The sequence below is a fragment of the Sunxiuqinia sp. sy24 genome (genome assembly GCF_052677165.1).
Genome location: NZ_JBQYLH010000024.1, coordinates 20,049 through 45,604 on the forward strand (window position 1 = coordinate 20,049; position 25,556 = coordinate 45,604).

The window sequence follows — 25,556 nt, forward strand, 5'->3', positions numbered from 1 at the left end:
CTCATTGGTTATATTATTAACCAAAATTACCACAAAATGAAACGTTTAGGATTAATACTGCTTATGCAGTGTTTGTTTGTGCATTCATTCGCACAGTTTTCGATTTCCGGAAAAGTGATGAGTGAATCGGGAGAAGAATTGGTTGGCGCCAGCTTGGTGTTGTCCGGAACTTATATGGGAACATCAGCTGATGTTGATGGAACTTATCGGTTTAAAAAAGTGAAAGCCGGCGATTATACGCTCCGGGTTTCTTACATGGGCTACGAGGCTCAAAGTCTAAGTTTGAAGGTGACCAAGGATATTGTCCGGGATGTGACTCTAGCACCGCTGGATATTCTGGCCGAAGAGGTGATTGTTTCGGCCACAAGGGCCGGAGCAAAAACGCCGGTTGCTGTTTTCGATTTGAATCGTGAGGATATTGAAAGTCAGGCTTCAGGGCAGGATATTCCTTATCTTTTGGGACTGTCACCATCGGTGGTAACTTCGTCAGAAGCAGGAACGGGAATTGGCTATTCAGCCCTTCGGATCCGCGGAACGGATCCCTCCCGAATCAATGTAACAGTCAATGGTGTTCCGCTGAATGATTCGGAATCGCAAGGAACGTTCTGGGTAAATATGCCCGATTTTGCCAGCTCGGTCGATAATGTCCAAATTCAGCGTGGGGTAGGAACCTCCACCAACGGAGCTGCCGCTTTTGGAGCAACCATCAATTTTCAGACCGAAACCTTTAATGCTGATCCTTATGCTGAGGTTCAGAGTTTGATCGGTTCATTCGGAACCAATAAAAATAGTGTAAAAGCTGGTACCGGACTTATCGATGGCAAGTTTACTGTTGATGCGCGCTATTCCAAACTCAATTCGGATGGTTACGTTGACTATGCTTTTGTGGATCACGAGTCTTACTTTATTAGTGCTGCTTACTATACCGAAAAGAGCATTATCAAGGCCAACATCATTAGCGGCGATCAGCGTACTGGAATTAGCTGGTGGGGAAATCCAAATCCGGAGGAAGATCGGAGATATAACCCGGCGGGGGAATATACCGATGAATTTGGGAATAAACAATATTATAAAGATCAGACGGATAACTATTTTCAGGATCACTACCAGGTATTTTATTCCAGTCAGGTAAATCCGTTTACCAACCTGAATGTGGGCTTGCATTATACTGCGGGTGAAGGTTACTATGAGCAATACAAGGAAGATGAGTCGTATGCTGATTATGGTTTGGACAAGGTGATCCTGGGAGATCAGACCTTGGAAGAAACGGATTTGATTCGTCGGAAATGGTTGGATAATGATTTTTATGGTGCAACTTTTTCGTTGAATTATAACAGAAATAAGCTTGATGCCAGTTTTGGAGGAGCTTGGAATAAGTATGATGGTGACCACTTTGGTGAGATCATTTGGATGCGCAACGCCGGGAATACTGAGAAAGATCATGAGTGGTATTCCAATGTGGGCGAAAAGACCGACTTCAATGTGTTTGGAAAGTTGAATTATCAGCTGACTAAGAAACTCAATGTTTACGGCGATCTGCAATATCGCAGAATCAACTATGAGATGAGCGGGCAGGACGATGATCTAATTACGTTGGATCAAACGCATGAATATGATTTTTTTAACCCTAAAATGGGATTGTTCTACGAGCTTGCGCAGAATCAGGAGACCTATTTCTCCTTTGGTACAGGACATCGTGAACCCACTCGAACTAATTTTAAAGAGGCAATAAAAAAGGATATTATCGTATTGCCAAAATCTGAAACATTATATGATTATGAATTGGGGTATAAGTACAGCGCAACCAAAGTTGCTTTTGGTGTCAACTTGTACTACATGTATTACCGCGACCAGTTGGTTCCAACGGGTGAGAAAAACAATGTAGGAAATAGCATTATGACCAATGTGGATAAAAGTTATCGTGCCGGAATTGAGTTTGTTGGAGGAGTGAAAATCTTCAATAACCTGAACTGGGATTTTAATTTCACCTTGAGCAGTAATAAAATCAAAGACTACGTGGAGTATTCGACCTACTATGATGAAGAGTGGAATGAGAGTGAAGAGGCCAAGTATTTAGGAACAACCAATATTGCCTATTCTCCGGAGACCATGGGGAGCAGCATTCTGGCCTACAAACCGGGCCAAGTTCTTAAGTTCAGCCTGATTACAAAGTATGTTGGAAAACAATATTTTGACAATACATCTAGCGAAGATCGTAAAATTGATGCTTATCTTGTGAACAACCTGCGTGCAGATTTAACGCTGAAAGAATCCTTCTTCAGTAAAATAAACTTGTTTGTTCAGGTGAATAACTTATTGGATGATAAATACTCAAACAATGGCTACGGTGGTAATTGGTATGAGCAAGGGGTTGAGAAAACCTGGGAGTACTATTACCCACAGGCCGGAATCAACTTAATGACCGGTTTGACTCTGACATTCTAGTCGTTGCCCGAATTTTATTTAAGTTTTTAGATCAACAATGACCCTTGAATCGAGCCAACGATTCAGGGGTTATTCTATTTGCGACAAGCTGTTGGTTTTAGCATTGTAGAAAAGGGGAGCAACGGTTACCTTAGGGTAACGTCGTCTTAGCCGCCGGGTTTCAGCAACCAGAAAATCGATGGAATTTCCAATTTCAAAAAAGGGCGAAAGATTCTCAAAGTGCATCTGAGCAGTTTCTTTTTCCCAGCCGGCGTTGGCAGCCATTCCTTCGATAAATTTATCTTTACGATCTTCCAGTTGAACCATCTCGCAGTTGTCGTGTCCGATGAGGGCAATGTGTTGAATACGACCAACACCAATAGCATAAGAGACCTGAAATTCATGGTAAAACAAGTTAGCACCTCCTGAGCGGATAATGTAGGCAAAGTTATCCGGAACCCACAGGTTTTTCCGATTATCCATGCACATGCCAATGAGCATTTGCGGATTTTTATACGAACAAAAAGTCTTGTTTAAATTCTGGTATTCCAGCAATAACCCAATGGGGGTTTTTTGGTATTGGGACAAAATATCCTCTCTGTCATTTACTTCTAACAATCGCGCCATTTTTTTTCGTTCCAATTTCTTTACTACACCAACCGCGCGACCTCCTAAAGGTTCAAAAAATCAAGATAAAAAGAAAAAAGAGCAGTTGGCGGACATCAAATTTTTCTTGTTACTTTTGAATGAATAAAGGCAAAAGATTATGGCAAAAGATTGGAAAGAACGTTTGGGGGTGGTTTATTCGACCAACCCAGACTTTGATTATAGTAAGGATGATGGGGCGGAGCAGGAAACACCAACGCCGGCAAAGCAGGATTTACGGGTGAGCCTGGATAAGAAAAACCGCAGAGGAAAGGCCGTAACCTTGGTCTCCGGTTTTGTTGGTCAAGATGATGACTTGAAGGCTTTAGGCAAATTGCTGAAGTCGAAATGTGGCGTAGGTGGTTCAGCCAAAGATGGTGAAATCATGGTGCAGGGCGATTTTCGCGATCAGGTGATGCAATTGCTTCAGAAAGAAGGTTACAAGGTTAAGCGTTCTGGCGGTTAGTAGGATTAGTATATAAGGTATAAAAAAGTAACAGGCAAGGGAGACTTCTCCTTGCCTGTTACCGGATCTAACTAAACCAACTAAATACTCAATTAACCTGTTCTTCACCCAAGGTTATTTCTCAATTTTGTTTTCATGTTACTTGTTCTTTTAAGGTTTTTTAATTTGTTTGTTTCGTTTTAGGAGCAAAAAATGGTGTCTCTTGGTATCTTTTTTTTCAAGTGGCTGGTTTGTAGTTGTTTGTTGAGAGCCATTGTTCAACGAAATTTTCCCACTTGTGGAAACGGTTTTCATCCATTACCCGTTCCATTTTGACTTGACCGCCTTTCTCTTTTTGATGGGTATTCCAATCATGAAAACAAGCTTGTGGAATGGTATGTACCCGTACGCCTTTTAGCGCTTTTGAGCGGGCAACGCGGTAGTTCTTATTGGCCTGTTTTAAGTTTTCATCCAAGGTAGCAGCCAGCTCGTTGGTGTCGGTTTGGCTTTCGCAAGACAAGTACCAAACATGGTAAAATTCATCCTCAATTTTAATGGCAGACAACGTAAACTCAGGAATCTTGACCGAAAACTGTTCTTCCAGTTCAAGAATAGCTTGGTTCATTTTATCGACCGAGAGTTGTGACCCAACCACATTGAGAAAGAATTTGGTTCGTCCGGTTATTCTTATTTCTGCCCGGTCAGTATTGGTAAATTCGATGGTGTCGCCAATCATGTAGCGCCACAATCCCGATACGGTGCTTATGACCAATACATATTCTACACCTTCTTTCACTTCAGTAAGGTTTAACGCAGGAGCATCATCTCTCAGGGTTCCTTTATTGGTTATGTTTTCAGGAGTGAAGGGGACAAACTCAAAGTAAATTCCATTGTCAACTAAAAGCTTCATCGATCGGGTATCGGGGCGTTCCTGAAAAGCGATAAAGCCTTCGGAAGCAAAATAGGTGTCAATGATGGTGATGGGATGGGCCAGCAGGGCGTTGAAACTTTTTTCGTAAGGCTCGAAGGCCACGCCTCCGGTGGTGTAAACCTCCAGGTTGGGCCAAATGTCGTGAATGGTATTTACCCCATGGTACTCAATCAGCTTTTTCATCATAAGCTCCAGCCACGAAGGGATTCCACTTAAGGCGCCAATATCCCAGTCGCGGGCCCGTTTGGCTATTTCCAGCACACGTTCATCCCAGTCTTTAATCTTTGAAATTTCCTCGCCCGGACGGTAAAAGCCTTTGAACCAGGTCGGAATATTGCTGGTACTTATCCCGCTAATTTCGCCTTCCAGGTAGCCGTTGCGTTCATTTAATCGGGTGGAGCTGCCCAGCATCAGAATTTCCTTTTCGAAAAAAGACGCGGGTAAATTGAAGTTGGCAGTAGCCCCCACCTGTTTTATACCGGCTAGTCGAATGGCATTTAGCATGTCTTCGCTTACGGGTAGTCGTTTGCTTCTTTTTCCTGTCGTTCCTGAGCTAAGTGCGAAGTAAGCCGGTTTACCTGGCCAGCTAACATCCTTTTCTCCTTGCTGGAGTTGGCACCACCATTCTTCTTCCATTTTATGGTAATCAAAAAAGGGGATGCGGGAGGCGAATGCTTCCGCCAGGTTTGTGGCGTAAAGCAGGTCTTCCATTCGATAATGTTTACCAAAGCTGGTGTGTTTTGCTTTGACAATTAATTCGTGCAAAACCTGAAGTTGTTTTTCATGAAACTCGGTTTTTGAGCTGAATGCATAGCCTAGCTTAATCGCCTTTTTTATAATCGTTCCGATGATTGCCATTGCTGTTAAAATTGGTTTTCTGGAATGATCCAGCAATTTGAAAGCCAAAGAATGAACTTCCTGACAAGGTTGGATTTAGCACTATTTCTTGATTTTGTGTGAGGAATGCCTGCCTCAGGTTGGGGAAGATCATAACCAACAAGCAGAAAGGTCTGTTGGTTGGCTCTAATTTTTGCTTCGATGAGTATGCTGAGGGAAAGTGTTGATGGTCTGTAGTTTGGTGTCGAATATAGGAACTGTGGCATGGTTTTATCATAAGTAAAGCCTATTAATCTTAAATTGAATCATGATGAAATTAGTTGGAGCCGTTTTATTAGTAATAGGCATGATTGGGCTTGTTGTGTTTGGAATACAGGCTTTTAATGACTCGGAGAGCTTTAGTGTTTTAGGGGCCGAAGTAGCGGTAAGTAAAGCCAATTGGACTCCAGTTATCGTTAGTGCGTTAGTGTTGCTTGTTGGTTTCGTACTGACAGTATCGCGAAAAAAAGCCTAGTGTGTACTGACTAACCCGACTGGCTGTTATATCAATCTTGATTTCGATCATTCGAGGCAGGTACCCGGATTTGCAGACTCATCCTTTTTCAATAAAAAGCAGGGGAGGCGAGCTGTATCCTTGGTTTTTTTTATGCGGAGGAGTGTTCCGTAAACGAGTGTCGGCAGAATCAGCGTTCAACCGGGTTGATCTCGAACGGAATGGCATAGTTTACCGGCCTGTTGTCGTGCTTATAATAGCGAGAATACTGATGGGTTAGTTCAACACCAAAGTAAAAGATGAGCGACACGAAATAAATCCAGAGTAAAATGATGACGAAAGAACTGGCAGCACCGTAAACAGCTCCCATATTGCTGCTGCCAATGATTAAGCCGATAATAAACTTTCCGATGACGAACAGGAAAGCAGTAAAAATTGCGCCATGCCAGGCTGCACTCCACTTAACTTTTACATCGGGGAGAAAACGGTAGATGAGGGCAAAGACAGCGGTAATAACGGCCAGCGAAAGAACGATATTAGCAAACTGTGCCAGAAAAACGAAGTCAGGACTGAAGTAAGTGCGCAAAAATTCTTTGAGAAAGCTGATTGACGCGTCAATAATCAACGATACCAATACGACAAAACCCAGGCTTAAAATAACGCCAAAAGAAAAAATGCGATCTTTTGCCAGTTTTAATGCTCCCTGTTTCAGGCTCGATCTGACTTTTACCCGCCAAATATAGTTAATGGAGTTTTGCATCACACTAAACAGGGTAGTGGCCGAAATCAGGAAAAATAGGATTCCAATAATGGCTCCAATTCCGCTGTTTTCCGTAATCTGGTAATTCTGAATGGCATTTTCAAGAAATTGAGTACTTTCTGCCCCGATGAGGACATTCAACTCTTCGAAAAGTTTGGCGCGCATGGTTTCGTCGCCGGTAAAGTATCCAAACACAGATATGATGATTATTAAAATAGGGGCCATGGAAAAAATGGCGAAATAAGCTGTTGTTGCAGCTTGGTTGACCGGGTTGTTCGCAATGAAATGAACAAAGGCATTGCGAAAAATTTCCCAGGTTGATTTCAATTTTTTCAATACAATTTGTTTCATGTCACTTTCGTTTGATTCGTTTTTCCCAGATACGTTTAAAAGATATTTCGTGTTGGGATACGCCTTGGTCGCTGATCAAAAAGGCAAAGGGCTTGAGTTTGTCGATGTTTCGCATGATGATTTTCATAATAGCCAGGCAAGGAACAACGACCAGCATGCCTGCCACTCCCCATACCAGGTTAGCCAACAGGAGGCTTAAAATAATGGCTAGTGGGTTTATTTTGATGTTGTTGCCCACAATGTTTGGCGTAATCAGGTTGTTTTCCAGAAACTGAACAACACTGAATAGGATGAAGATTTGTAAAATGGTTTCAAACGGATTGGCCGAAGTCAGCAAGACATACAAAATGGGGATTAAGCCGCCAATAAAGGTACCAATGTAGGGAATCAAATTTAATATCGCTGCGAGAATACCGAAGGCAATCGCGTTTGGAATACCGATGATTAGTAGCCCGGTAGAATTCAGAATGGCTAAAATTAAGACCACAATGAGCAGTCCGCTCATGTATTTTGTCGTTATTGTAGATACTTCACGCATGATATGTAAGGCCTTTGCCTTATTCTTTCGGCCAACAAGTCTGAAAATAAAATGAGCTGTTTTGGTTCGATAAAACAGGAGAAAGAACGTGTAGAAAGGAAGTAGTCCCAGCATGAAAAGCGTGTTGGTTGTCATGGCAAACAAGCTGCCAATAGCCGATTGCCAAGAGGAAAATAAGCTATCGGTGGCCTTGGTGAGGTAATGATCCATGGTGACCGGGTTGATGCCTACTTTGGCTTCCAGCATATGTTGTACCGAATCAATCTTGGCGTCCATCTGTGTTTTCAATTCGGTCAAGTCGATGGTCATGTTCGAAAGCTTAGCCGATATAAACAGACCCGCACTCATCAAAATTAACAGGGTGACCAAAAGGACCATAATGATAGCCAGCCCACGGTGAACACCTCGGCGTTCAATGGCCCAAACCAACGGATAGATGGTGTAAGCCAGGAAGGTGCTGATGGCTAGGGGAATCAGGATATCTTTGGCCAAAATAAGGACCAGGAAAAAAAAAGATAGGATAAATAAGCCTGCGGCAGCTCGTATCAGTGATTGATTTTTCATGCTTCGATTGTTCTAACGAAGAATTTAACCTGAAAGAATTGTGCCAATCACTTTTTGCTGACCAAAATGCTCCTAATCGCTTGTTTATGCAATTGAATGCTGGCCTGTAACTTCCCGCTTATGGGGAAGGGTGTGGAGTTTTATCCCCGAACAGTCAGGGCTTGAGAGTTGAATCTGAATTGAATTAGATACTGGAACAAAATTGGTAAGGGCTGAGGATATTCGGAATCGCGTGAACCAAAACATAAGAATCTTTTTTAATGATCAGGGAATTAGTTTAAATTGGCAGGTAAAACGAGGAAGTTGTTGTGCGTTGGATGGAATAATGCCTTTCATTGGCTACGAACGTTGCTGACTAAACGATTCTGCAACAAGCTTGTTTTTGGGAAACGAACGAATCATTGATAGAAAACCGTATTTTTTGAATGAAGTATTTGCATATGATAAAATCCTTTCGGCTTGTTTGCCTATTCATCGCATTCTGGGTCTGCGGTTTGCCCTTGGCTGCGCAGGAGAATTATGAGGTGCGTAAGGTGAGCTTTCATGGTAATAAAACATTGGATGAAGATTTTCTGCTCGATCAGCTGGCCTTAAAAGAAGTGTCTTACGTGGAAAAGCTGGTAACCAAAATAACTCCTTTTCTGTATAGTCAGCGCCTGGTCGATCTGGATATGGAGCGTTTACGGCGTATTTACCAAAGTGAGGGATTCTTGAATGCCCATATTTTTTTAGACCCTTTGGAGGTCAATGAAAATAAGCAAACGGTTAAGGTGTCTGTTCAAATTCAAGAGGGAGACCCGGTGTTGGTTGATAGCGTGGTGATTGAGAGAAATAACTTGGCTCAGGAGGTCAACCTCGATTCATTGACTAAAAAAGTATTTCGCGAGATGAAGCTTCTGGAGGGGAAGCGTTTTCGCGATGAATGGATTAAGCAGGATTTACAGGTGCTGGAAAACGCCTTTCGTAATCTGGGCTATGCATACGTTAAAGTTGATTATAATCTGCGTTTGAAGCCGGAGAAATCAAGGACCAGTATTTCCTACTCGGTCGATCCCGGACCGGTTAGTCATTTTGGAGAAACAACAATAGAAGGGTATAAGCATGTTGATGAAGAATTTATCCGCAAGCAGTTGGCTTTCAGTGAGGGTAAGCTGTATAATAAATCACTCTTGTCTGAAACTCGCGAAAACCTTTATTTTTTGCAGCTCTTTCGCATCGTGTCGGTGTTGCCACAAAAAGATGCCGCCACAGAAAAGAGCCCCATTCCTGTCCGACTTTTCGTTGAGGAAGCTCCCCGCTTGAGCACTCGCCTGGGGCTTGGTTATGGGACGGAAGATAAGTTTCGGACTTTCCTGAATCTCAATTACCTTGGCTTCCTTGGAAGTGCCCGGCGTATCAACTTGTATGCAAAGCATTCGGCCCTTGAGCCTTACCATGTAAGCTTAAAGTGGATTCAACCTCAGTTTATCGGGAAAAGGAGCACCATCTCGCTCAATCCATTTATCAGTCGCAACTCGGAGCCGGGCTACGAAACCCGAACCTACGGGATCAATGTGCCGGTTACTTACCGTTTTAACAACAGGCTGAACAGCACAGCAACCTATTACTTTGAGAAAGTAGAGCAACAGGTTGAGGCTGGAGATGTGGAGTTACCTGACCGGGAAAATGAGAAGTTTGCTTATAATAAATCCGGGATATTGTTGAGTACAATCTTTGATAACTCCAAACCCAAATTTTCACCTGAGCAGGGCTTTAAGCTGTCTATGGGCTATAAGGTGAATGGACATGTGTTTGGCAGCGATTTTAATTACACCCGACTTTGGGGTGATGTGCGTCATTATCAGGAATTGGGCGATTGGGTGCTGGCTGCTCGACTCATGGCAGGAGGAATCAGCTCGGCCGACAGCAGCGGTTTTATTCCGGTTGAAGATCGGTTTTACTCAGGCGGAAGTAACTCGGTACGAGGCTGGAACCGCTCGGAGCTGGGGCCTAAGCGTGACAGCGGAACGCCTTTGGGTGGTAAAAGTATTTTGGAGGGTAATATTGAATTGCGTTATCCAATATTCTGGCGCTTTAGTGGTGTCGTTTTTTTGGATGGAGGAAATGTATGGCGACAAGGTTACACTTACCAATTGAATGAACTGGCCTATGCGGCTGGTGGTGGTTTGCGTATTGATACGCCTATTGGTCCGGTGCGGCTGGACTTGGGATTTCCGGTTTGGAATGAAAAGCGAAGTCCCCAGTTTTTTATCAGTGTAGGACAAGCCTTTTAAATTGAACGAACTGAAGCATGAAAAAAGTGATCAGATATAGTTTGCGACTGCTGGGATATTTCTTCCTGATACTCCTGCTGGTTTTGCTGCTGGCGGGTTTGCTGATTCAGACCAGGCCCGTGAAGCAGAAACTGGCCCGAGAGGCGGGAGAGCAGATTTCGGCAGCCATCAATGGGCAGTTGACCATTGGCGCTCTGGAGGGGAATTATTTCACCAACCTACAGTTGAAAAGGGTTTTACTGAAGCAGGATCAGGACACCTTGGCGTACATCGATGAACTAGCGCTGGACTACAGCCTATGGCCTTTGTTGAGTCGGCAGCTTCAGGTACACCAGATACGGATTAGTCATCCCTATTTTAATTTCCAGCAGGAAGCGGACTCCAGCTGGAATGTACAGCACTTGCTTAAACCCACAACGGAGGACGTCGATGCCACTTCTAGTCCGAGTACTTTTGGGCTTGAAATTGGCCGCTTCAATCTGGTGACCGGTCGAATCCGGATTAATGCTGTAGATACCATCATTCCCCGCAGGATTGATCAGCTCAATATTCGCTTGAGTTTGAAGTTTTCTTCTGAAGAGCAGCAGGTAACGTTGAGTCAGTTGGCGTTTGTAACTCGTCAACCTGCGTTCGAATTGCAGCAACTGGCATTTCAATTCAGCCGAACATCCCAGGCTATTCAGTTGACTGATTTTCATATCAAGACAGCCCGTAACAAGCTGAATGGAAAGGGACGTTACGTCGAGTTGCCTAAGCGGAAAGGAACTGCCAGCCTGAGTAGTGAGCCGCTGGCGCTTCAGGAGTTTGAGTTTTTCCTCGCAGGCTTCAACTTGCCGGCTAGCCCCGTTTTTACGTTGGACGCTTCGCTCGAGGAAGACGCGGTTTCGGCCACGTTTAAGGTGTCGGATGGGGATCAGCAAATTTATCTAAAGCTGAACTCAGCAAACTTGGTGCCTTTTTTAGTTGAGCCTATCGATGCCCCTCTTCAGTATCAACTGGAAGGCGAACTGAAGCAAGTTGATTTGGCGCATTGGCTGGGCGATCCTTCCTTAAACTATTTGGTGAATGGCAAGCTTCGGCTGGATGGCCGGGGAACTGACCTGAAAACAGCGGAGGCTAGACTGGAGGGTGACTTCAGGGATTTGCTTTTGGTTGGACGGCCGGTTGATGAGTTGATACTGATGTTTGATCTGTATGGAGGTCGGTTAACAGGAATGGCTCGGGGCGAGGGCGCTTTTGGAAGCTTTCAGCTAAAGCCGGATATTGAAAATCTGTTGGACGATCCAGCTTATTCCATTGAATTGACAGCTGAAGAACTAGACCTGTCGCAACTCGCGGGGAGGGACAGCCTGCAGTCGAATCTGAATATTACTGCCCATCTTGAAGGCCGGGGATTTGATCCAAAGAGTCTGCAAGCTGAAGGAAATCTTTATATGCAGCAATCGACCTTTCAGTCTTTACAGTTGGATACTATGATGGCTGCGCTGGCTTATGAGAAGGAGAATTTACAGATTGATTCGCTGCGCATGCAAACGAAGGAAATGCAGCTCACAGCAAAAGGAAACTACAGTTTGCAGTCCCAGTCAGATCTCACGCTGTCCGTTTCGTTTGATGGGCTGAATGAATTCAGAAACTACTTGCCATTGGAGGACCTGACGACTAACGGAGTACTAGGAGCCCATCTTTGGGGAACGGTGGATTCGCTGAATATGGAGTCAACCCTTGAATTGAATAATACGTTGTATCAAAACCTGAGCATGCAGCGCATGGAGGTAGAAGCGCACGGCCTGCTTGCCAAGTTGGATACAGTGGTTCAGGCTCGTATTCGGGCTTATGAGTTGGTTCAGGACCAACTAAGGGTAGATTCTTTGGTTTTCCAAGTGGACGCCTCACCAGATTCCGTCTGGCTGGATGGCCGTTTGGCAGCCGATAAGCTGACTAGTGGCTTGCAGGCCGGCCTTGCTTTGAGCGATCAACTTCGCGTCAGCTTGGCTGATTGGTGGATTGATTTCGAGCAGGAGCATTGGGAACTACAAAACCCTCCGGCTATTTTCGAGATGGACTCAGTCAACTACCGGCTTGATGCGTTTAAGCTGGCTTCGGGAACAACGGATTCGAGTCAGTATGTTTTGGCGCATGGGCTCATCAGCCGGCAGGGTGAAGAGGACTTTACGCTTGATGTCGGTAATGTTGACTTAACCCGCTTGCTGAAACTGTTGGATCAGGATGTGCCGGCATCGGGAAAGATTCAGGCTAAGATGAAGCTAACAGGAACTTCGGAGGCTCCGCTGCTGCAAGGCGATTTTGGATTGCAAAATGCGGTGCTGAACGGTTATCGGTTCACCAACTTTGGTGGTACCTTCGATTATGCGGAAGATCGGCTCGATATGGATGTGCAGCTGGTCCCGCAGGATAGTGGGGAAATTGCTTTTTCGGGAGCCATCCCCTTCAGCCTGAAACTGGACAGTATGGCGGTTGATTTCAGCACGAAGGATTCTATTGAGGGCTGGTTGAGTATCGACAAGTTTCCGCTGGCGGTATTGCAAACGCTGGATTTTGGTCAGGAGGTTTCGGGGTATATTGAAGGGCGTGTTGATGTGAGTGGTACGGTGGAATCGCCCAATCCGAAGGGAGGATTACAGTTACAGGAAGCTTCGTTGCGTATGCCGGAGTATGGAGTCGATTACCGCGAAATCAAGTTTGGGATCGATTTTCAGGAGGAAGAAGTGCTACTGGATACTTTGTTGATTCGGTCGGAGGATGGCCTTCTGACCGGCTCCGGGCAAATTGGCTTTAGCTCCTACTTTTACAAGGGCGATGTCAGCAATTCGCGCATTCAACTGCTGTTTGATCAATTCAACCCGGTTAATCACAAGCAGTTCAATATGCAGGTCTCGGGGAAGGCCAGCCTCGAAGGAAACAAAGAGGATGTGCAATTTGATGGCGATTTGAATATTCCGAAGAGCGAGATTTACCTGCCGGCCATTTTTAACCTGATGGGAAAAATGATAGAACCGGAATTGCCCCAATCGATTCTTGCCCGCGAGCTGGAACGAATGGAACACGCCAGAGAGGACTCGGTGTCTGTAACGCTTGTTGAGTCCATTGCGATCGACAGCTTGAATTTCGACTATTTTGACAATTTGACGGGGGAAGTGCGGCTAAAAATTCCGAAAAACACCTGGATCAAGAATGAAGATATGCACATCGAACTGTCGGGCGATCTAGAGTTTATAAAGCATAAAGAATTCTTTGAGCTGTTTGGAACTGTTGACGTGGTGCGCGGGCAGTACGATTTATTTGGTCGTACCTTTATGATTGAGTCGGGAACCATCAGCTTTCAGGGGGGCGAAAAGCTGATGCCGCAAATGAACATTACGGCCAACTATAATTTCCGGAATGCGGAGCGAATTCAACAGGAGCTAAGTGTGATGATCAGTGGAACTGCCGAAGAACCCAGTGTGAATTTCAGTCTTGATGGCAGTAGCGTAAGTGAGGGAGATGCCTTATCATACATCCTGTTTGGTAAAAGCATGAATGAGCTGACCATGGATCAGCAGGAAAATGTAAGCGGAGCGGGTGATATGGCTGGTCAGGCGGCCGCTTCCATCCTCTCTTCGCAACTAACCAACTTTTTGGGCGATAAGCTGAATGTAGATTACATTGAAGTGAAAAGTGAAGGCAATTTTGAAAATGCAACCGTGGTGGTGGGCAAGTATCTGACCAACGATTTATTTGTGAGTTACGAGCAGCGGTTTGGCGAAACCAACCAGAAAGACATGGCCAAGTACGAGGTGAAACTCGAATATGAGCTTTTTCGTTTCTTGTTTTTTCAGCTGAACAACTCATCGAACGACAGTGGGTTTGATATGATTTTTAAGTTTAATGCAGAATAGCTGCGGTGTGGTTGTGACAGTTGTCAGTTGGCTGTTTTCAGTTCTTCGACTTTATGCGTTTGACTGTTTGGATTTTGGGATTTGGAGTTTTAGTTCTCAGGTCCTGAGTACATAAGTCCCTATGTTGACGGATCCATATGTTCACTTCTTCGCGCTTCCTTGGCGTTTTTTACGGTTAAGAAAAATGTTGATAGTTCTAGGTTTTCTATTTCAAAACCCCCGTAGGCCGTGCTTTTTAACTGCCCGTGAAGTGGGGGAGTCAGGCAATTGTCCGTAAGGCAGAACAGAACCGAAACATACTTTTATTATTTAGAATGAAAATGAATTATTTCGAAGAGGCTTCTATACAAATGCCTTTGGAATATGTTTTGATAACTTGGGGTGCAAAATTAACCGACAGATTGTTACCGTTTTTGATATTTATTGCCGAAAAAAGAGAAAGAAATGATAAAAAGAAGTCTAATTTTTAGAGTATTGACCCAAGTACTGGCCATACTCTTATTGTCAGCTTGCAGTAAAACCAATCAAATGCAACGAGACACGGACAGTGTGTTGTGGTATCAACAGCCTGCTGCTGATTGGTTCGAAGCATTACCCTTAGGGAATGGAAAATTAGGAGCGATGGTACATGGCGCCCCCGAAAGAGAGAAGCTTCAGTTGAATGAAGAAACGCTTTGGGGAGGTTGCCCCGAAGATCCGATACCCGAAGATGCGAAAGTCCATTACGCTAAATTTCAGGAACTCAATTTGGCTGGCAAATATGACCAGGCATTGGAGTATGGTATGCAACACTTGGCCATTTCTCCCACTTCTATCAGGTCTTATCAAACACTGGGTGATTTGTTCATATCATTCAACAATCACGAGAATACACAGGACTACAGGCGAGAGCTGAATCTGCAAATGGGCATTAGCACGGTTCAATATCTGATTCAGGGCAAGCGTTTTATTCGCGAATCGTTCATTTCAACCAAGTACAATACAATTTTCTATCACTTTAAAAGCCTGAATGGTGAACGTGTAACGAGTGAGCTGAATTTTGAACGAGAAACGGATGTCGAGCAATATATTAGGGGGAATTCCCTTATTATTGATGGGCAGATTTTTGATGATCCCAATGGCTATGATGATAATCCGGGAGGCTCGGGTGAAGGAGGCTACCATCTTAAGTTTGCGGGAATAGTATCGGTGAAAAACAAAACCGGAGAACTTACTTCGGCAGGAAATAACCTGATTGTTGAAAACGCCGATGAGTTTACGGTGCTGGTTACTGCCGCAACCGACTATAATGCCGACCTCATGAATTTTGACCGGACGATTGATCCTTTGGCGATTTGTGAGCAATCGATTGAAACGGCTTCGGCAATTGATTACGAAACGGCGAAAGCAGAACATATCGCCAGCCATGCGGCAATTATGAATCGTGTTCGCTTTGATATTGCTCCTGGCGATGGCGATACCATTCCGACCGATATTCGTTTGGCAAATCTGAAAGAAACCAAGGAAGACAAGCATCTTACGGAATTGTTTTTTGAATATGGGCGCTATCTGCTGTTGACCAGTTCGGGCGGCAAGGCTGTTCTTCCGGCCAACTTGCAGGGAATATGGAACAAAGAGATGTGGGCTGCCTGGGACTCTGACTTTCATTTAAACATTAACCTGCAAATGAATTACTGGCCGGCCCACGTTTGTAACTTAAGCGAAACCATGCGCCCTTTATCGGGTTTCATGCAAAACTTGTCGGAAAAAGGACAGGTAACTGCAGCGAAATTTCTGGATACCGATGGTTGGATGGCTCATCATGTATCCAATCCGTTTGGACGGACAACGGCCAGCGGCTCTACCAAAGCATCACAAGTTAATAATGGCTATTGTTTTCCTATGGCTGGTGCCTGGATGTCAATCACCCTTTGGCGTCATTATGAATTCACGCATGATCAGGTGTACTTAAAAGACCAGGCTTACCCCGTGTTAAGTGGTGCGGCGCGGTTTATTCTCGATTTCTTACAGGAGAACGAACAGGGGGAATTGGTAACGGCTCCGTCTTACTCTCCCGAAAACAGTTATATTGATCCGAAAACCGGAAAGAAGCTTCGAAATACGGTGGCGGCCGCCATTGATATTCAGCTTATCCGGGATGTTTTCAACGCTTGTTTGCAGTCCGAAAAAATATTGAATCAGCCAAACGGGCTGACCCCTTTAATTACCGAGGCGCTTCAAAAGTTGCCCACGATCAAAATTGGCAAGGATGGCACCATTCAGGAATGGTATGAAGATTACGAAGAAGTAGAAGTTGGGCATCGGCACATTTCGCATCTGTATGCTTTATACCCTTCGAACCAGATCAATAAGAATACGCCTGAGCTGTTTGAAGCGGCCCAAAAAACCTTGGTCAAACGCTTGTCGGCCGGTGGCGGACAAACCGGATGGAGTCGGGCCTGGATGATTAACTTTTACGCCCGCTTGTTTGATGGCGATGAGAGTAATAAACACATTTCCCGACTGATTGAAAAACAAGTAAGCCCAAACCTGTTTGACTTACATCCGCCTCATATTTTCCAGATTGACGGTAACCTGGGGGCAACAGCCGGAATTGCTGAGATGCTGCTGCAAAGTCATACCGATGAAATACGGTTGCTGCCCGCCTTGCCTTCCTCTTGGAAAGAAGGCGAAGTAAGTGGTTTATGCGCCCGGGGTGGCTTTGAAATCGCTATGAAATGGGAAAATGGAAAGTTAATTGAAGCGTCGCTGCTCTCAAAAAATGGGAATAATGCCCGCATCAGCTACGAAGGAAAGCTGGTTGAAATGGAAACCGAGAAAGGACAGACTTATTTGTTAGAGATTTGATTCGGTAAGATTAATTTTTTGAGGCAAGAAGATGAACAGCGATGAATGGATAAGTTTCAAGATTAGATCTTGAATGGATATCATAAAATAGGCTATCCTTTTTGGGGATAGCCTATTATTTGGTTGAAGTCGCTGTGGATTAGATTAAAAATTAACCTTTAGTCCTTCGTAGCAAGCTTGGTAAATAGCTTTTATTTCTTCCAGCTTTGGTTTACGTGGATTAAATAAGGTACAGGGATCTTTTAGGGCGTTTTCGGCCAAGAGGTCAATTTTTTCAGCCCATCCTTTTTCGTCGATGCCATATTCCTTGATCGTTGAGATGGTACCTACCTTGCTGCGCAAGACTGCTATTTCCTGCGCCAGCTCTTCCGCGTTTGTTTTGCCAAACAGCGCAGCCAACTCGTTGTACTTGTCGGTTACCTGGCTGTTGAAACGAATGACGTTGGGCATCAGAATTGCATTGGCACAGCCGTGAGGAATACCGAAGGTACCTCCCAGTTGGTGCGACATGGAGTGGACAATGCCCAGCCAAACGTTGGTGAAGGCCATGCCTGCCATACTTGATGCATCATGCATGGACTGGCGGGCTTCCTCATTCTCCGGCTCGTTAACTGCCGTTGGAAGATATTTGAAGATCAAATCGGTGGCATGTTTGGCCAAGGCATCGTTGTAGCGGTCAGCTATGTTCGAAACGTATGCTTCCACGGCGTGACTGAGTGCGTCTAAGCCAGTATTGGCTGTAACATGCGCAGGCATTGACTTGCAAAGTTTACCATCAACAATGGCGACATCGGGCGTTAATTCATGCGACACGATGGGATACTTGGTCCCCTTTTCAGTGTCGGTAATGACTGCCAGTCCAGTAATTTCGGTACCGGTGCCACTGGTGGTTGGAATCGCGACAAAGATTGCTTTGTTACGCAGCGGTTTTACGGCAAAGGGTTGAGCCAGTTCTTCCAGCTTCGAGTCCGGATATTCGTAGTACACCCACATGGCTTTGGCGGCATCAATGGCCGAGCATCCACCCAAGCCGATGATCACGTCAGGCTGTTCCTGAGTGAAAAATTGAGCACCTGTTAAGACCGTTGCAATGGAAGGGTCGGCTTCTACACCCTCGAATACGACTGATTCGATATTCACCTCTTTCAACAAGTCCCGGGTTCGTTGTAGTGAACCATTCTTTTTAACTGAGCTTCCGCCGATTACAATTACAGCTTTTTTGCCTTTTAATTCTTTTACATTTTCGAGACTTCCAAGTCCATGGTAAATCTCTTTAGGAACAATAAATTTTGCCATCTTACTTTCTACTTTAATCAATTCGTTTGGGCTTCTTCTGGTTGGCGAAGAATTCCCTTGTTTTTCGAATGCAAAAGTAGCCTGACTGTCAGGAGGAGGCGATATATATTTAGTGCTGTTTGATATAAATTTGGGTTAGTCGGTTCTGTAAGTCGGAGGGGCTGCATCCTGCTTTTTTCTGAATAAACTTGTTCAGGGCCGATGGCGAGTCAAACTTGAGCTGGTAGGCAATTTCCTTATGGCTCAATCCGGAGAAGGCTAACAAATGTTTGGCCTCCTGGAAAATGCGCTCGTGAATAACCTGCAAAGCGGTGATTCCGCCATACTTTTTGGAAATAGCATTTAGTTTTTTTGGGGTAGTACTCAGCAGGTCGGCAAATTCGCTGACCAACCTTTTTTCTTTAAAATGAAGGTCGACCAAATTTGAAAATGAATAATACAAATCAGACTCTGATGTTTCCTGTTGCGACAGTTCTTTGGTTTTGCTGTAGTCCATGAGTTTAAGTAGAATCACTTTTATTAAATGCCTGATTTGTTCTTTACCCAGAACATTCAGATCGTTGAAAGCCGATTGGATGAGTTGGAAAAGGACTTGAATTTCGGAGAATTGAGCTTCGCTTAGTTTCAGGAGGTTGAGCCTTGTTTTTAAGTCAACACAATAGGCTCGTAATTCTTTGCGAAGCATTTCGGAGCAAAACAATTCTTCGTTAAACATGATGACATGCCCCCGGGAGTCGGGGGTGTATTTAAGTTGATGAATCTGATGGGGAAATACGACCGACACACAGCCGGGTCGGTAGTCGTAGCTTGTAAAGTCAATGGTGTGTTTTCCTTGTCCCTTCTGATAAAGGTAAATTTCATAATACTCGTGCCGGTGAGCCAAATGGTTGTCGTACGGTGGGGTATGGCTTAGTTCCTCCACATTGAATAATAAGCAGGGAGCACCGTCTTTAAAATAGTCGTCAAGTGTGTGGGTTGTATCCATTGCAAGTTATTGTTAAAGCCTCAGTAGTTAGATTAGACATCCATTAAAACGAGCGATTTCAAGCAATTGTTGCACCCAACTGAGTTGGGGAAGGTTAAAAGTGAAGATAAGGATTGTTTGCATGTGCTAGAAGCGATTAGGACTAAAAGAACCTTATTCTTTTGAAAACCTTAGTCGTACAAATGGATTTCTCATAAGGCAAACCTTATTACCTCATTCGAAGCGTATAATGAATATTGATAGGCGGATCTCGTTAAATAGGATCAAAAATGAATCAAACCACACACGGATTTAAATAGGGAATATGCTTGTATTTGGGGGGGCTGGGGTAGGGGTTCCTATGGTGGGATTTGTGGAGAACTGACCGAAAATAAATGAGGGCTTAACCTTTCGGTAAGCCCTCGCTGCATGCAATAAGCAAATGAATTAGTTCTTGGTTTCTTTTTCGGATAGCTTACAATTGAAAACCTTTAGTTCATCAATCATGAACGTTTCGCTATTCGTTTTCGAGCCTAAGTGACGGAGTGGGAATACAAGCGTTTGAATGCAGGCGATTTTATCTTTCCCTTCGTTAAATTCCTGCTTTTTCCCTTCCAGGCGCTCCAGTTGTTTTTCATTTACAAAAAGAGATGTTCCTTTGTGGTCGCCTTCAATGACGATGGTGGTCCATTCGTTCTCCGGGACGGTATAGTCAAAGGTAAAGGTGTAACCATCACGCGAGAACGCCAGTTTGCCGGTTCCTACATCACTCAACCAAAGTTTGGCATTGGGCGATTCGAAAAGCACAGTTCCGGGCAGTGCTTTTTCTCGTTTAATGGTGATGCTTACCGTATAATTGTATCCGATTTCATCGACAGGTAATTGAACAACCGACCCTTTGGGCAGCAGCAGTGCCCGACTGTTCTTACTGGAAACGGCTTTTGTCTTTTTACCAGCTTGGGCATGATATTCATTGGCCGACCGATCTTGAATTTTGGTCTTGTTGAACGTATAGTGCAGCACCAGCTCGCTTTTCGATTTTACCCGTCCTGCTACGTTGACTCCGGGAGCTTCGCTCAGCTTGGTAGCTTTCGATTGGAATTCATCGAAGCTAAGTGCTATGCTATTGCCCATCCACATTTTTTGTGACAGGACTTTCATCGAGTTCAACACGCGGCGATGCACATCTTTCTCCGAGATGCCATTGCCAACGTGGTCGTTCCAAACCGCAAATTTCCCACCCAAAATCTGAGGGTGTCCAAACGGAAACACCGCTTTGCCGATTTGAACCGGCTCCCAGTTTTCGTATAAATATTGGTCGTTAAGGTAGTCGTAGTAATAGCCGGCAGCCGGTACAATGTAAACCAGTCCGTCCGGAATGCTAACCAAGTCGTAACCTAGCTCAATCATGTCGGCTGGGTTGGCGTAACCGTTATACCAGGCATCCATAATGACATTTTCCGATTTTACCGGCGTGGTTCCTTTGGCGTGCGTTAAAGCTCCCCAAACACGGGCTCGTTTGCCAAATGATTCGATATACCGAATGTACCGGTCGGTAAAGGCACGGAACTTCTCAGCTACTTTATTCGAATACTCATCGGTTCCGATATGAACTTCTTTTCCAATGAAAACTGGATTTGGACCCTCTAGGTATTCTTTGAAAAGAGCATCCATAAATTGATAGGTCTTGGGATTGTCGAGATCGAGGTGGTCGTAGCCATATTCCTTGCTTCCCAATTCCTTATCGTAATGGTAGAAGGCCAGGGTGTGTGCGGGAGCGTCAATCTCGGGAACAATATTTACCCCGTATTGCTGAGCCAATAATTGGAGGTCGATAAATTCATTTTTGCTGTAATGACCATCTTTGGCTGTAAGCCCGGGGAAGGTGGTGCTTTCGAGGCGGAAAGCCGAATAAGTGCTGTCCCAATCGTGGTTGAAGAACTGTTTAAATCCGTTGTCGTTCAGGTGAATCTGGAATTCATTCATTTTGTAGTACGACATAAATTTGACGTAATCGCGAAGAAAATCGATGGTGAAAAATTTGCGGGCTACATCCAGCATAAAACCCCGGCGTTCGTATTTCGGATAGTCGCGGGCAAGCCCCTTTGGAATACGGTCAGACTGTTCCATCAGCTGCAGCAGTGTTCTGGTTCCCCAGAAACAGCCTTTGCTGGTGTTGGCTTTAAGGCTTATCCAGTCCTTAATCTCCAGTACATAGCCTTCATTTCCTACGGTTTTTTCATCATTGTTAAGGGTAAGAAAGATGTTGCCTTTCTTGGGAAGTTTATAGCGGATTGTCATTTTTTTGCCCAACAGTTCCGAATAATCGCGGGCCAATGTTTCGGCTATCTCTTGCAATTCCGACTTGTACTTCGGATCTACGGCAAGCTCCATTTTTTCGGATACAATGAAATCTCCTTCCTGACCCAGCCATTCGCGAAGTGCCGGAACAACAAAAGGTTTCGGATTCGATTGCTTCGTGTTCTGGTATCGTCCCGGAACAAGAACCGAAATGGAGGGAACGTCCGTTTTATTTCCATTCCGATCACTTAATACATAGTAAAGATGCACCTCGGTATCGACCAGGGGCGAAACAATTGAGCCATCAGCTGCAACAACCGGAAGACAATCGGAGCTAACCAGTTTGAGCTGAACATCGGAAGGCACATTCGGTGTGCCGATAGACTGGTCGCCTTTGGAGGGCGAGTTAACCTTGATGGTTGAAGCGACTTCTTGTAGTCGGGCAATTGATGTTGAATCAGTGCTTGACACTGTGTTTGCATAGGCTGTTGTTGAAAATAAGATACAGCTCAGAGCATAGAGAGCAATTTGTTTGATCATGATTTGATGAATTATTGGGGTAAAATTTCGTAAGCAGGCAAAGATAGGCATTCTATTGAGCTCCTTAAGTTTTATCTACCCACAATTGCAAAGGAACTTAGGGCTGAGGTAGACGGCTCTTAAAATAAGACCATCTTCGGATATGCTGCGAATTTTCAATGTTGATTCAGGGTATTTTGAATGTTTATATACCCAGAAGATACCCAGAAGCAACGCAGAAGATACCCGGAATATTCGGACTTGAACCTGGGGAGAATAGACGAAGTGTGGTTGGGTGTCGTTATTTACCTGTTCTGCCGTTCTGATGACGCAGGCTAAGGATTCAAGGCATTTTAAAAGGCTCGAATCCTTAGTGGCTGTCCGTAGTCTATTTCCTTAAAATCTGAATCTCGCCGCCAATACCAAGCTTAATGATGCCTGATGGGCTTTGGGGAGTGAGGTCATCCTGGCGGTATTCCACCACATAATCGACCGCATCGATAATCTCGGGGCTAATCTCATCAAAAAAGGCAGGCGAACTTTGCCCGCTGATGTTTGCTGAAGTAGAAACCAGTGGTTTTTTGAAACGCTGAATCAACTGGCGGGTAAAATCTTCGGTCGTTACTCGTATGCCAATGCTGCCGTCTTCAGCCACCAGGTTTTTAGCCAGATTTTTAGCGGCCGGATAGATGATGGTCAGCGGTTTGTCGCTCACTTCAATTAAATCATAGGCAATTTCGGGTACTTCTTCTACATAGCGACTCAAAAAATTAATATTTTCCATGAGTACTAGCATGCTTTTGGAGTCTTCCCGTTTTTTGAGTTGGTAGATACGCGCAACCGCTTGTTCGTTGGTGGCGTCGCAGCCTATTCCCCAAATAGTGTCGGTGGGGTACAGAATAATTCCTCCGTTTTGTAGCACTTCAAGTGCTTTTTTTAAGTCGTTATGCATGGTGTAATTTATTGTAAAGGGTCATCAATTGTTGGGCATAAGCTTTTGTCGTAAAGCGTTCGGCGTTTAGCTGGCCTTTTAAAATCAGGATGTCACGGTAGTTGACATCTTCGCTGATTTGTTGGATGGCCTGGCTGATTTCCTTGGGTTTTTTGGGCTGAATATAGTGTGCGCCATCGCCTCCTGCTTCCGGCATACTGCTGATATTGGAGGTGATCACCGGACAGCCGCAGGCTTGCGCTTCGGCAATGGGTAAGCCAAAACCTTCAAAAACCGAAGGGTAGATCGTCAATTTGGCCAACTGGTAAAGTCTACTCAGATCGGCATCATCCACCTCATGAAGAAAAATAAGTTGATCACCCAACTTCTGAATCAATGGCTTCAGGTGGTGCAGGTAATTTGTTTTCTTACCGATGACCACCAGTGGGGTGTTGCTCTTAAGTTTGTCGATAGCTTTTAGTATGGACCCTAGATTTTTTCGGGCTTCAAGTGTGCCCACGGTTAGCATGAAATGGGGTGGAAGGGCTAATCGCTTTTGGGTATCCTGCAAGTCTTCCGCTGATGCTTTCTTGAAATAAATTGGGTTAATAGCCTGGTAGATGACTTTTATTTTCGCTGGGTTTGCCCCAATGAATTGGATCAAATCCTGTTTGGTTTGCTCACTGATGGCAATGATTTTGTCGGCTGCCTGGCAGGCGTGTTTCACCTTTCGCAGGTAGATTTTACGGTCGGCCGTTTTATAAAATTCCGGAAATCGCATAAAAATGAGGTCGTGTATGGTGACCACACGTTTAATATCGGTTTGTTCTATTCCATGGGGTAACTCATTGCTCAGGCCATGGTAAATATCCAGCTCAGCCGCTTGGGCGAGCGAGGTAATTTTATACGTTCGCCACCAAGGTTTGACCATTCGCCACCAAGCATTGGTGGGGTGAATGATGGTTGAGTTTTCAGGAGCCAGAAATCGATCCGGCTCTTCGCTGGGAGTAAACAGAAAGTAGTTGTTCTCTGGATAGAACCCCGATAGGGAAAGGATGGTGTTTCGGCTGAAGTGCCCAAGTCCGGCATCATTCAGAAATGCCCTTTTCGCATCGAAGCCAATATTGAGTCTGTAATCCATGTGCCTAAAAATACAAAATCGCCTGTGAGTTGGTGTTTTTTTTGCATTAAAAAAGCCGGAAATGTTAATCTCTCCGGCTTATGTATTATTGCTCTGTTAATTAGAGTTTGTTTCGGAATGGTTTTATTTAACCAATTTTGAAATCGTCCGAAATTCAGCCGCAGCAGCCGAGCGGGTTAGTTCAAACAAAATCGATTCATACGAAGTCATGAGAATGCCTTCGTAGCGGAAACGCTCAGCCGCTAAGTCCATATCATCCAATGAACGTGAGGAGACACAATCCATCACCACTACCGGAGTGTAGCCCGATTCTTTCAGGTCGATGGCCGTTTGTAATACGCACACATGACTTTCAATTCCACAAATGATTACATTTTTGGCAGCTTGAGCCTTCAGTTGTTCGCTTACTGCTATTTCGTCGCAGCAGCTGAAATCGCGTTTCTCAATCGGAGAAAAATCCGGAATGAGGGTGCTGATTTCAGGGATGGTTTCTCCCAGTCCTTTGGTGTATTGCTGGGTGACCAGCAATGGAATTTGAAGGGTTTGCAAACCTTCGATCAAAATTTTGCAATTTGCCGTTAAGGTTTCCTTTTCAGCCATTGCGGGTACCAGTTTCTCCTGAATGTCGATTACTAAACCGACAGTATTTTCTCGTGTAATGCGCATGGTTTATTTCTTATTTTGAAGAAGACGAGCCTGTGTGCGGGATTTGTCTCCCAAATAGCCACCGTGGTGGCGCTTAGCGTAATCTTCGTTTGTAAATCCAATTTTTTTCATCATCAGCACCACCAGAATATCGCCAATGACGGTCATGGTCGTGGTGGAAGTACTGGGTGTCAATCCCAGCGTGCATACTTCATCCGGATTGCCTGTGGCAAGAACGGCATTGGCCAGTTGAGCCAATTCGCTGTCGGGGTTTCCGGTAATCACCAGGATTGGAATGTTTTCGTAAAGGTTATCAGCCAGGTTGACCAGCTCGACGATTTCGCGTGTTTTTCCGGAGTTGGAAATTAACAACAAGACATCGTTGGGTTGAACAACGCCAAGGTCGCCATGTTGAGCATCGCTGGGATGCAAAAAAACAGCCGGTGTACCGGTCGAACTAAAGGTCGTAGCAATGTTTAAAGCAATTTGTCCTGCTTTGCCCATACCGCTGGCTACCAGCTTGCCTTTATTTTGATGAACGCGTTCCTCAATGATCCGGATTGCTTCCTCATATTGGTCGGTTACAGGAATTTTTGCAATCGCTTCAGCTTCCTGTTTGATAAGTTGAATAACTTCCTCTTTCATTTTTTTATCTTGTCCGTTGGCGTTTATTAATCTGAAAAGCTCATGGTTTTGAGCTCGTAAAATCTGTGCGCCCAAAATTACAGTTATTTTTAGCTTTTGCCAATGACCCT

Annotated in this window: 18 protein-coding genes; 7 read left to right on the forward strand and 11 right to left on the reverse strand. The window is 44.6% G+C overall.

Features of this window, described 5'->3' with window-relative positions:
• The first annotated feature begins 36 nt into the window (after window positions 1–36).
• The gene (locus ACUNWA_RS17515; protein WP_445593220.1) at window positions 37–2,445 is read left to right on the forward strand and encodes a TonB-dependent receptor; all 2,409 of its coding nucleotides are present in this window, start codon (window positions 37–39) and stop codon (window positions 2,443–2,445) included.
• A 69-nt stretch (window positions 2,446–2,514) separates the two neighbouring features.
• Here the strand turns inward: ACUNWA_RS17515 and ACUNWA_RS17520 are convergent, their stop codons facing one another.
• Window positions 2,515–3,051 carry a hypothetical protein gene (locus ACUNWA_RS17520; RefSeq protein ID WP_445593221.1) on the reverse strand — a complete coding sequence of 179 codons (537 nt, stop codon included), beginning with the start codon at window positions 3,049–3,051 and terminating at the stop codon, window positions 2,515–2,517.
• 139 nt (window positions 3,052–3,190) lie between these two features.
• Between ACUNWA_RS17520 and ACUNWA_RS17525 the strand changes: the two genes are divergently transcribed.
• On the forward strand, window positions 3,191–3,535 hold the full coding sequence (locus tag ACUNWA_RS17525; RefSeq protein ID WP_445593222.1) for a translation initiation factor: 345 nt from the start codon (window positions 3,191–3,193) through the stop codon (window positions 3,533–3,535).
• Between the two features lie 217 nt (window positions 3,536–3,752).
• Here the strand turns inward: ACUNWA_RS17525 and ACUNWA_RS17530 are convergent, their stop codons facing one another.
• Entirely contained in the window at window positions 3,753–5,303 is a 1,551-nt protein-coding gene (locus tag ACUNWA_RS17530) for a GH3 family domain-containing protein (RefSeq protein ID WP_445593223.1), read from the reverse strand.
• 286 nt (window positions 5,304–5,589) lie between these two features.
• Between ACUNWA_RS17530 and ACUNWA_RS17535 the strand changes: the two genes are divergently transcribed.
• Entirely contained in the window at window positions 5,590–5,796 is a 207-nt protein-coding gene (locus tag ACUNWA_RS17535; RefSeq protein WP_445593224.1) for a transglycosylase, read from the forward strand.
• Between the two features lie 169 nt (window positions 5,797–5,965).
• Here ACUNWA_RS17535 and ACUNWA_RS17540 read toward each other — a convergent pair whose 3' ends face one another.
• Window positions 5,966–6,886, reverse strand: coding sequence for a YihY/virulence factor BrkB family protein (locus ACUNWA_RS17540; RefSeq protein ID WP_445593225.1), 921 nt, complete (start codon window positions 6,884–6,886; stop codon window positions 5,966–5,968).
• 1 nt (window position 6,887) lies between these two features.
• Window positions 6,888–7,988, reverse strand: a complete 1,101-nt coding sequence (locus ACUNWA_RS17545) for an AI-2E family transporter (RefSeq protein ID WP_445593226.1) — start codon at window positions 7,986–7,988, stop codon at window positions 6,888–6,890.
• 440 nt (window positions 7,989–8,428) lie between these two features.
• Here ACUNWA_RS17545 and ACUNWA_RS17550 point away from each other — a divergent pair, with 440 nt between their 5' ends.
• The 3 genes from ACUNWA_RS17550 to ACUNWA_RS17560 all read left to right on the forward strand — a co-directional run bounded on the left by ACUNWA_RS17550 (window position 8,429) and on the right by ACUNWA_RS17560 (window position 17,004).
• Complete coding sequence (locus ACUNWA_RS17550) at window positions 8,429–10,261, forward strand: BamA/OMP85 family outer membrane protein (protein WP_445593227.1); 1,833 nt, start codon at window positions 8,429–8,431, stop codon at window positions 10,259–10,261.
• A gap of 17 nt (window positions 10,262–10,278) precedes the next feature.
• On the forward strand, window positions 10,279–14,157 hold the full coding sequence (locus ACUNWA_RS17555; RefSeq protein WP_445593228.1) for a translocation/assembly module TamB domain-containing protein: 3,879 nt from the start codon (window positions 10,279–10,281) through the stop codon (window positions 14,155–14,157).
• A 528-nt stretch (window positions 14,158–14,685) separates the two neighbouring features.
• Window positions 14,686–17,004 carry a glycoside hydrolase family 95 protein gene (locus tag ACUNWA_RS17560; RefSeq protein ID WP_445593229.1) on the forward strand — a complete coding sequence of 773 codons (2,319 nt, stop codon included), beginning with the start codon at window positions 14,686–14,688 and terminating at the stop codon, window positions 17,002–17,004.
• A gap of 144 nt (window positions 17,005–17,148) precedes the next feature.
• Here ACUNWA_RS17560 and ACUNWA_RS17565 read toward each other — a convergent pair whose 3' ends face one another.
• The 3 genes from ACUNWA_RS17565 to ACUNWA_RS17575 form a co-directional block, all read right to left on the reverse strand.
• The gene (locus ACUNWA_RS17565; protein ID WP_445593230.1) at window positions 17,149–18,300 is read right to left on the reverse strand and encodes an iron-containing alcohol dehydrogenase; all 1,152 of its coding nucleotides are present in this window, start codon (window positions 18,298–18,300) and stop codon (window positions 17,149–17,151) included.
• A 109-nt stretch (window positions 18,301–18,409) separates the two neighbouring features.
• Window positions 18,410–19,285, reverse strand: coding sequence for an AraC family transcriptional regulator (locus ACUNWA_RS17570; RefSeq protein ID WP_445593231.1), 876 nt, complete (start codon window positions 19,283–19,285; stop codon window positions 18,410–18,412).
• Between the two features lie 426 nt (window positions 19,286–19,711).
• Window positions 19,712–22,105, reverse strand: coding sequence for a family 20 glycosylhydrolase (locus ACUNWA_RS17575; RefSeq protein WP_445593232.1), 2,394 nt, complete (start codon window positions 22,103–22,105; stop codon window positions 19,712–19,714).
• 180 nt (window positions 22,106–22,285) lie between these two features.
• Here ACUNWA_RS17575 and ACUNWA_RS17580 point away from each other — a divergent pair, with 180 nt between their 5' ends.
• The gene (locus tag ACUNWA_RS17580; protein ID WP_445593233.1) at window positions 22,286–22,423 is read left to right on the forward strand and encodes a hypothetical protein; all 138 of its coding nucleotides are present in this window, start codon (window positions 22,286–22,288) and stop codon (window positions 22,421–22,423) included.
• Between the two features lie 49 nt (window positions 22,424–22,472).
• Here the strand turns inward: ACUNWA_RS17580 and ACUNWA_RS17585 are convergent, their stop codons facing one another.
• The 4 genes from ACUNWA_RS17585 to ACUNWA_RS17600 form a co-directional block, all read right to left on the reverse strand.
• Window positions 22,473–23,036, reverse strand: coding sequence for an L-threonylcarbamoyladenylate synthase (locus ACUNWA_RS17585; protein WP_445593234.1), 564 nt, complete (start codon window positions 23,034–23,036; stop codon window positions 22,473–22,475).
• Window positions 23,029–24,156: a glycosyltransferase family 4 protein gene (locus ACUNWA_RS17590; RefSeq protein ID WP_445593235.1), complete on the reverse strand. Its 1,128-nt coding sequence runs from the start codon at window positions 24,154–24,156 to the stop codon at window positions 23,029–23,031. Before ACUNWA_RS17590 ends, ACUNWA_RS17585 begins: the two co-directional genes overlap by 8 nt.
• A gap of 123 nt (window positions 24,157–24,279) precedes the next feature.
• The gene (locus tag ACUNWA_RS17595; RefSeq protein WP_445593236.1) at window positions 24,280–24,822 is read right to left on the reverse strand and encodes a hydrolase; all 543 of its coding nucleotides are present in this window, start codon (window positions 24,820–24,822) and stop codon (window positions 24,280–24,282) included.
• Window positions 24,823–24,825: 3 nt separating this feature from the next.
• Window positions 24,826–25,446, reverse strand: coding sequence for an SIS domain-containing protein (locus tag ACUNWA_RS17600; protein ID WP_445593237.1), 621 nt, complete (start codon window positions 25,444–25,446; stop codon window positions 24,826–24,828).
• Between the last annotated feature and the right edge of the window lie 110 nt (window positions 25,447–25,556).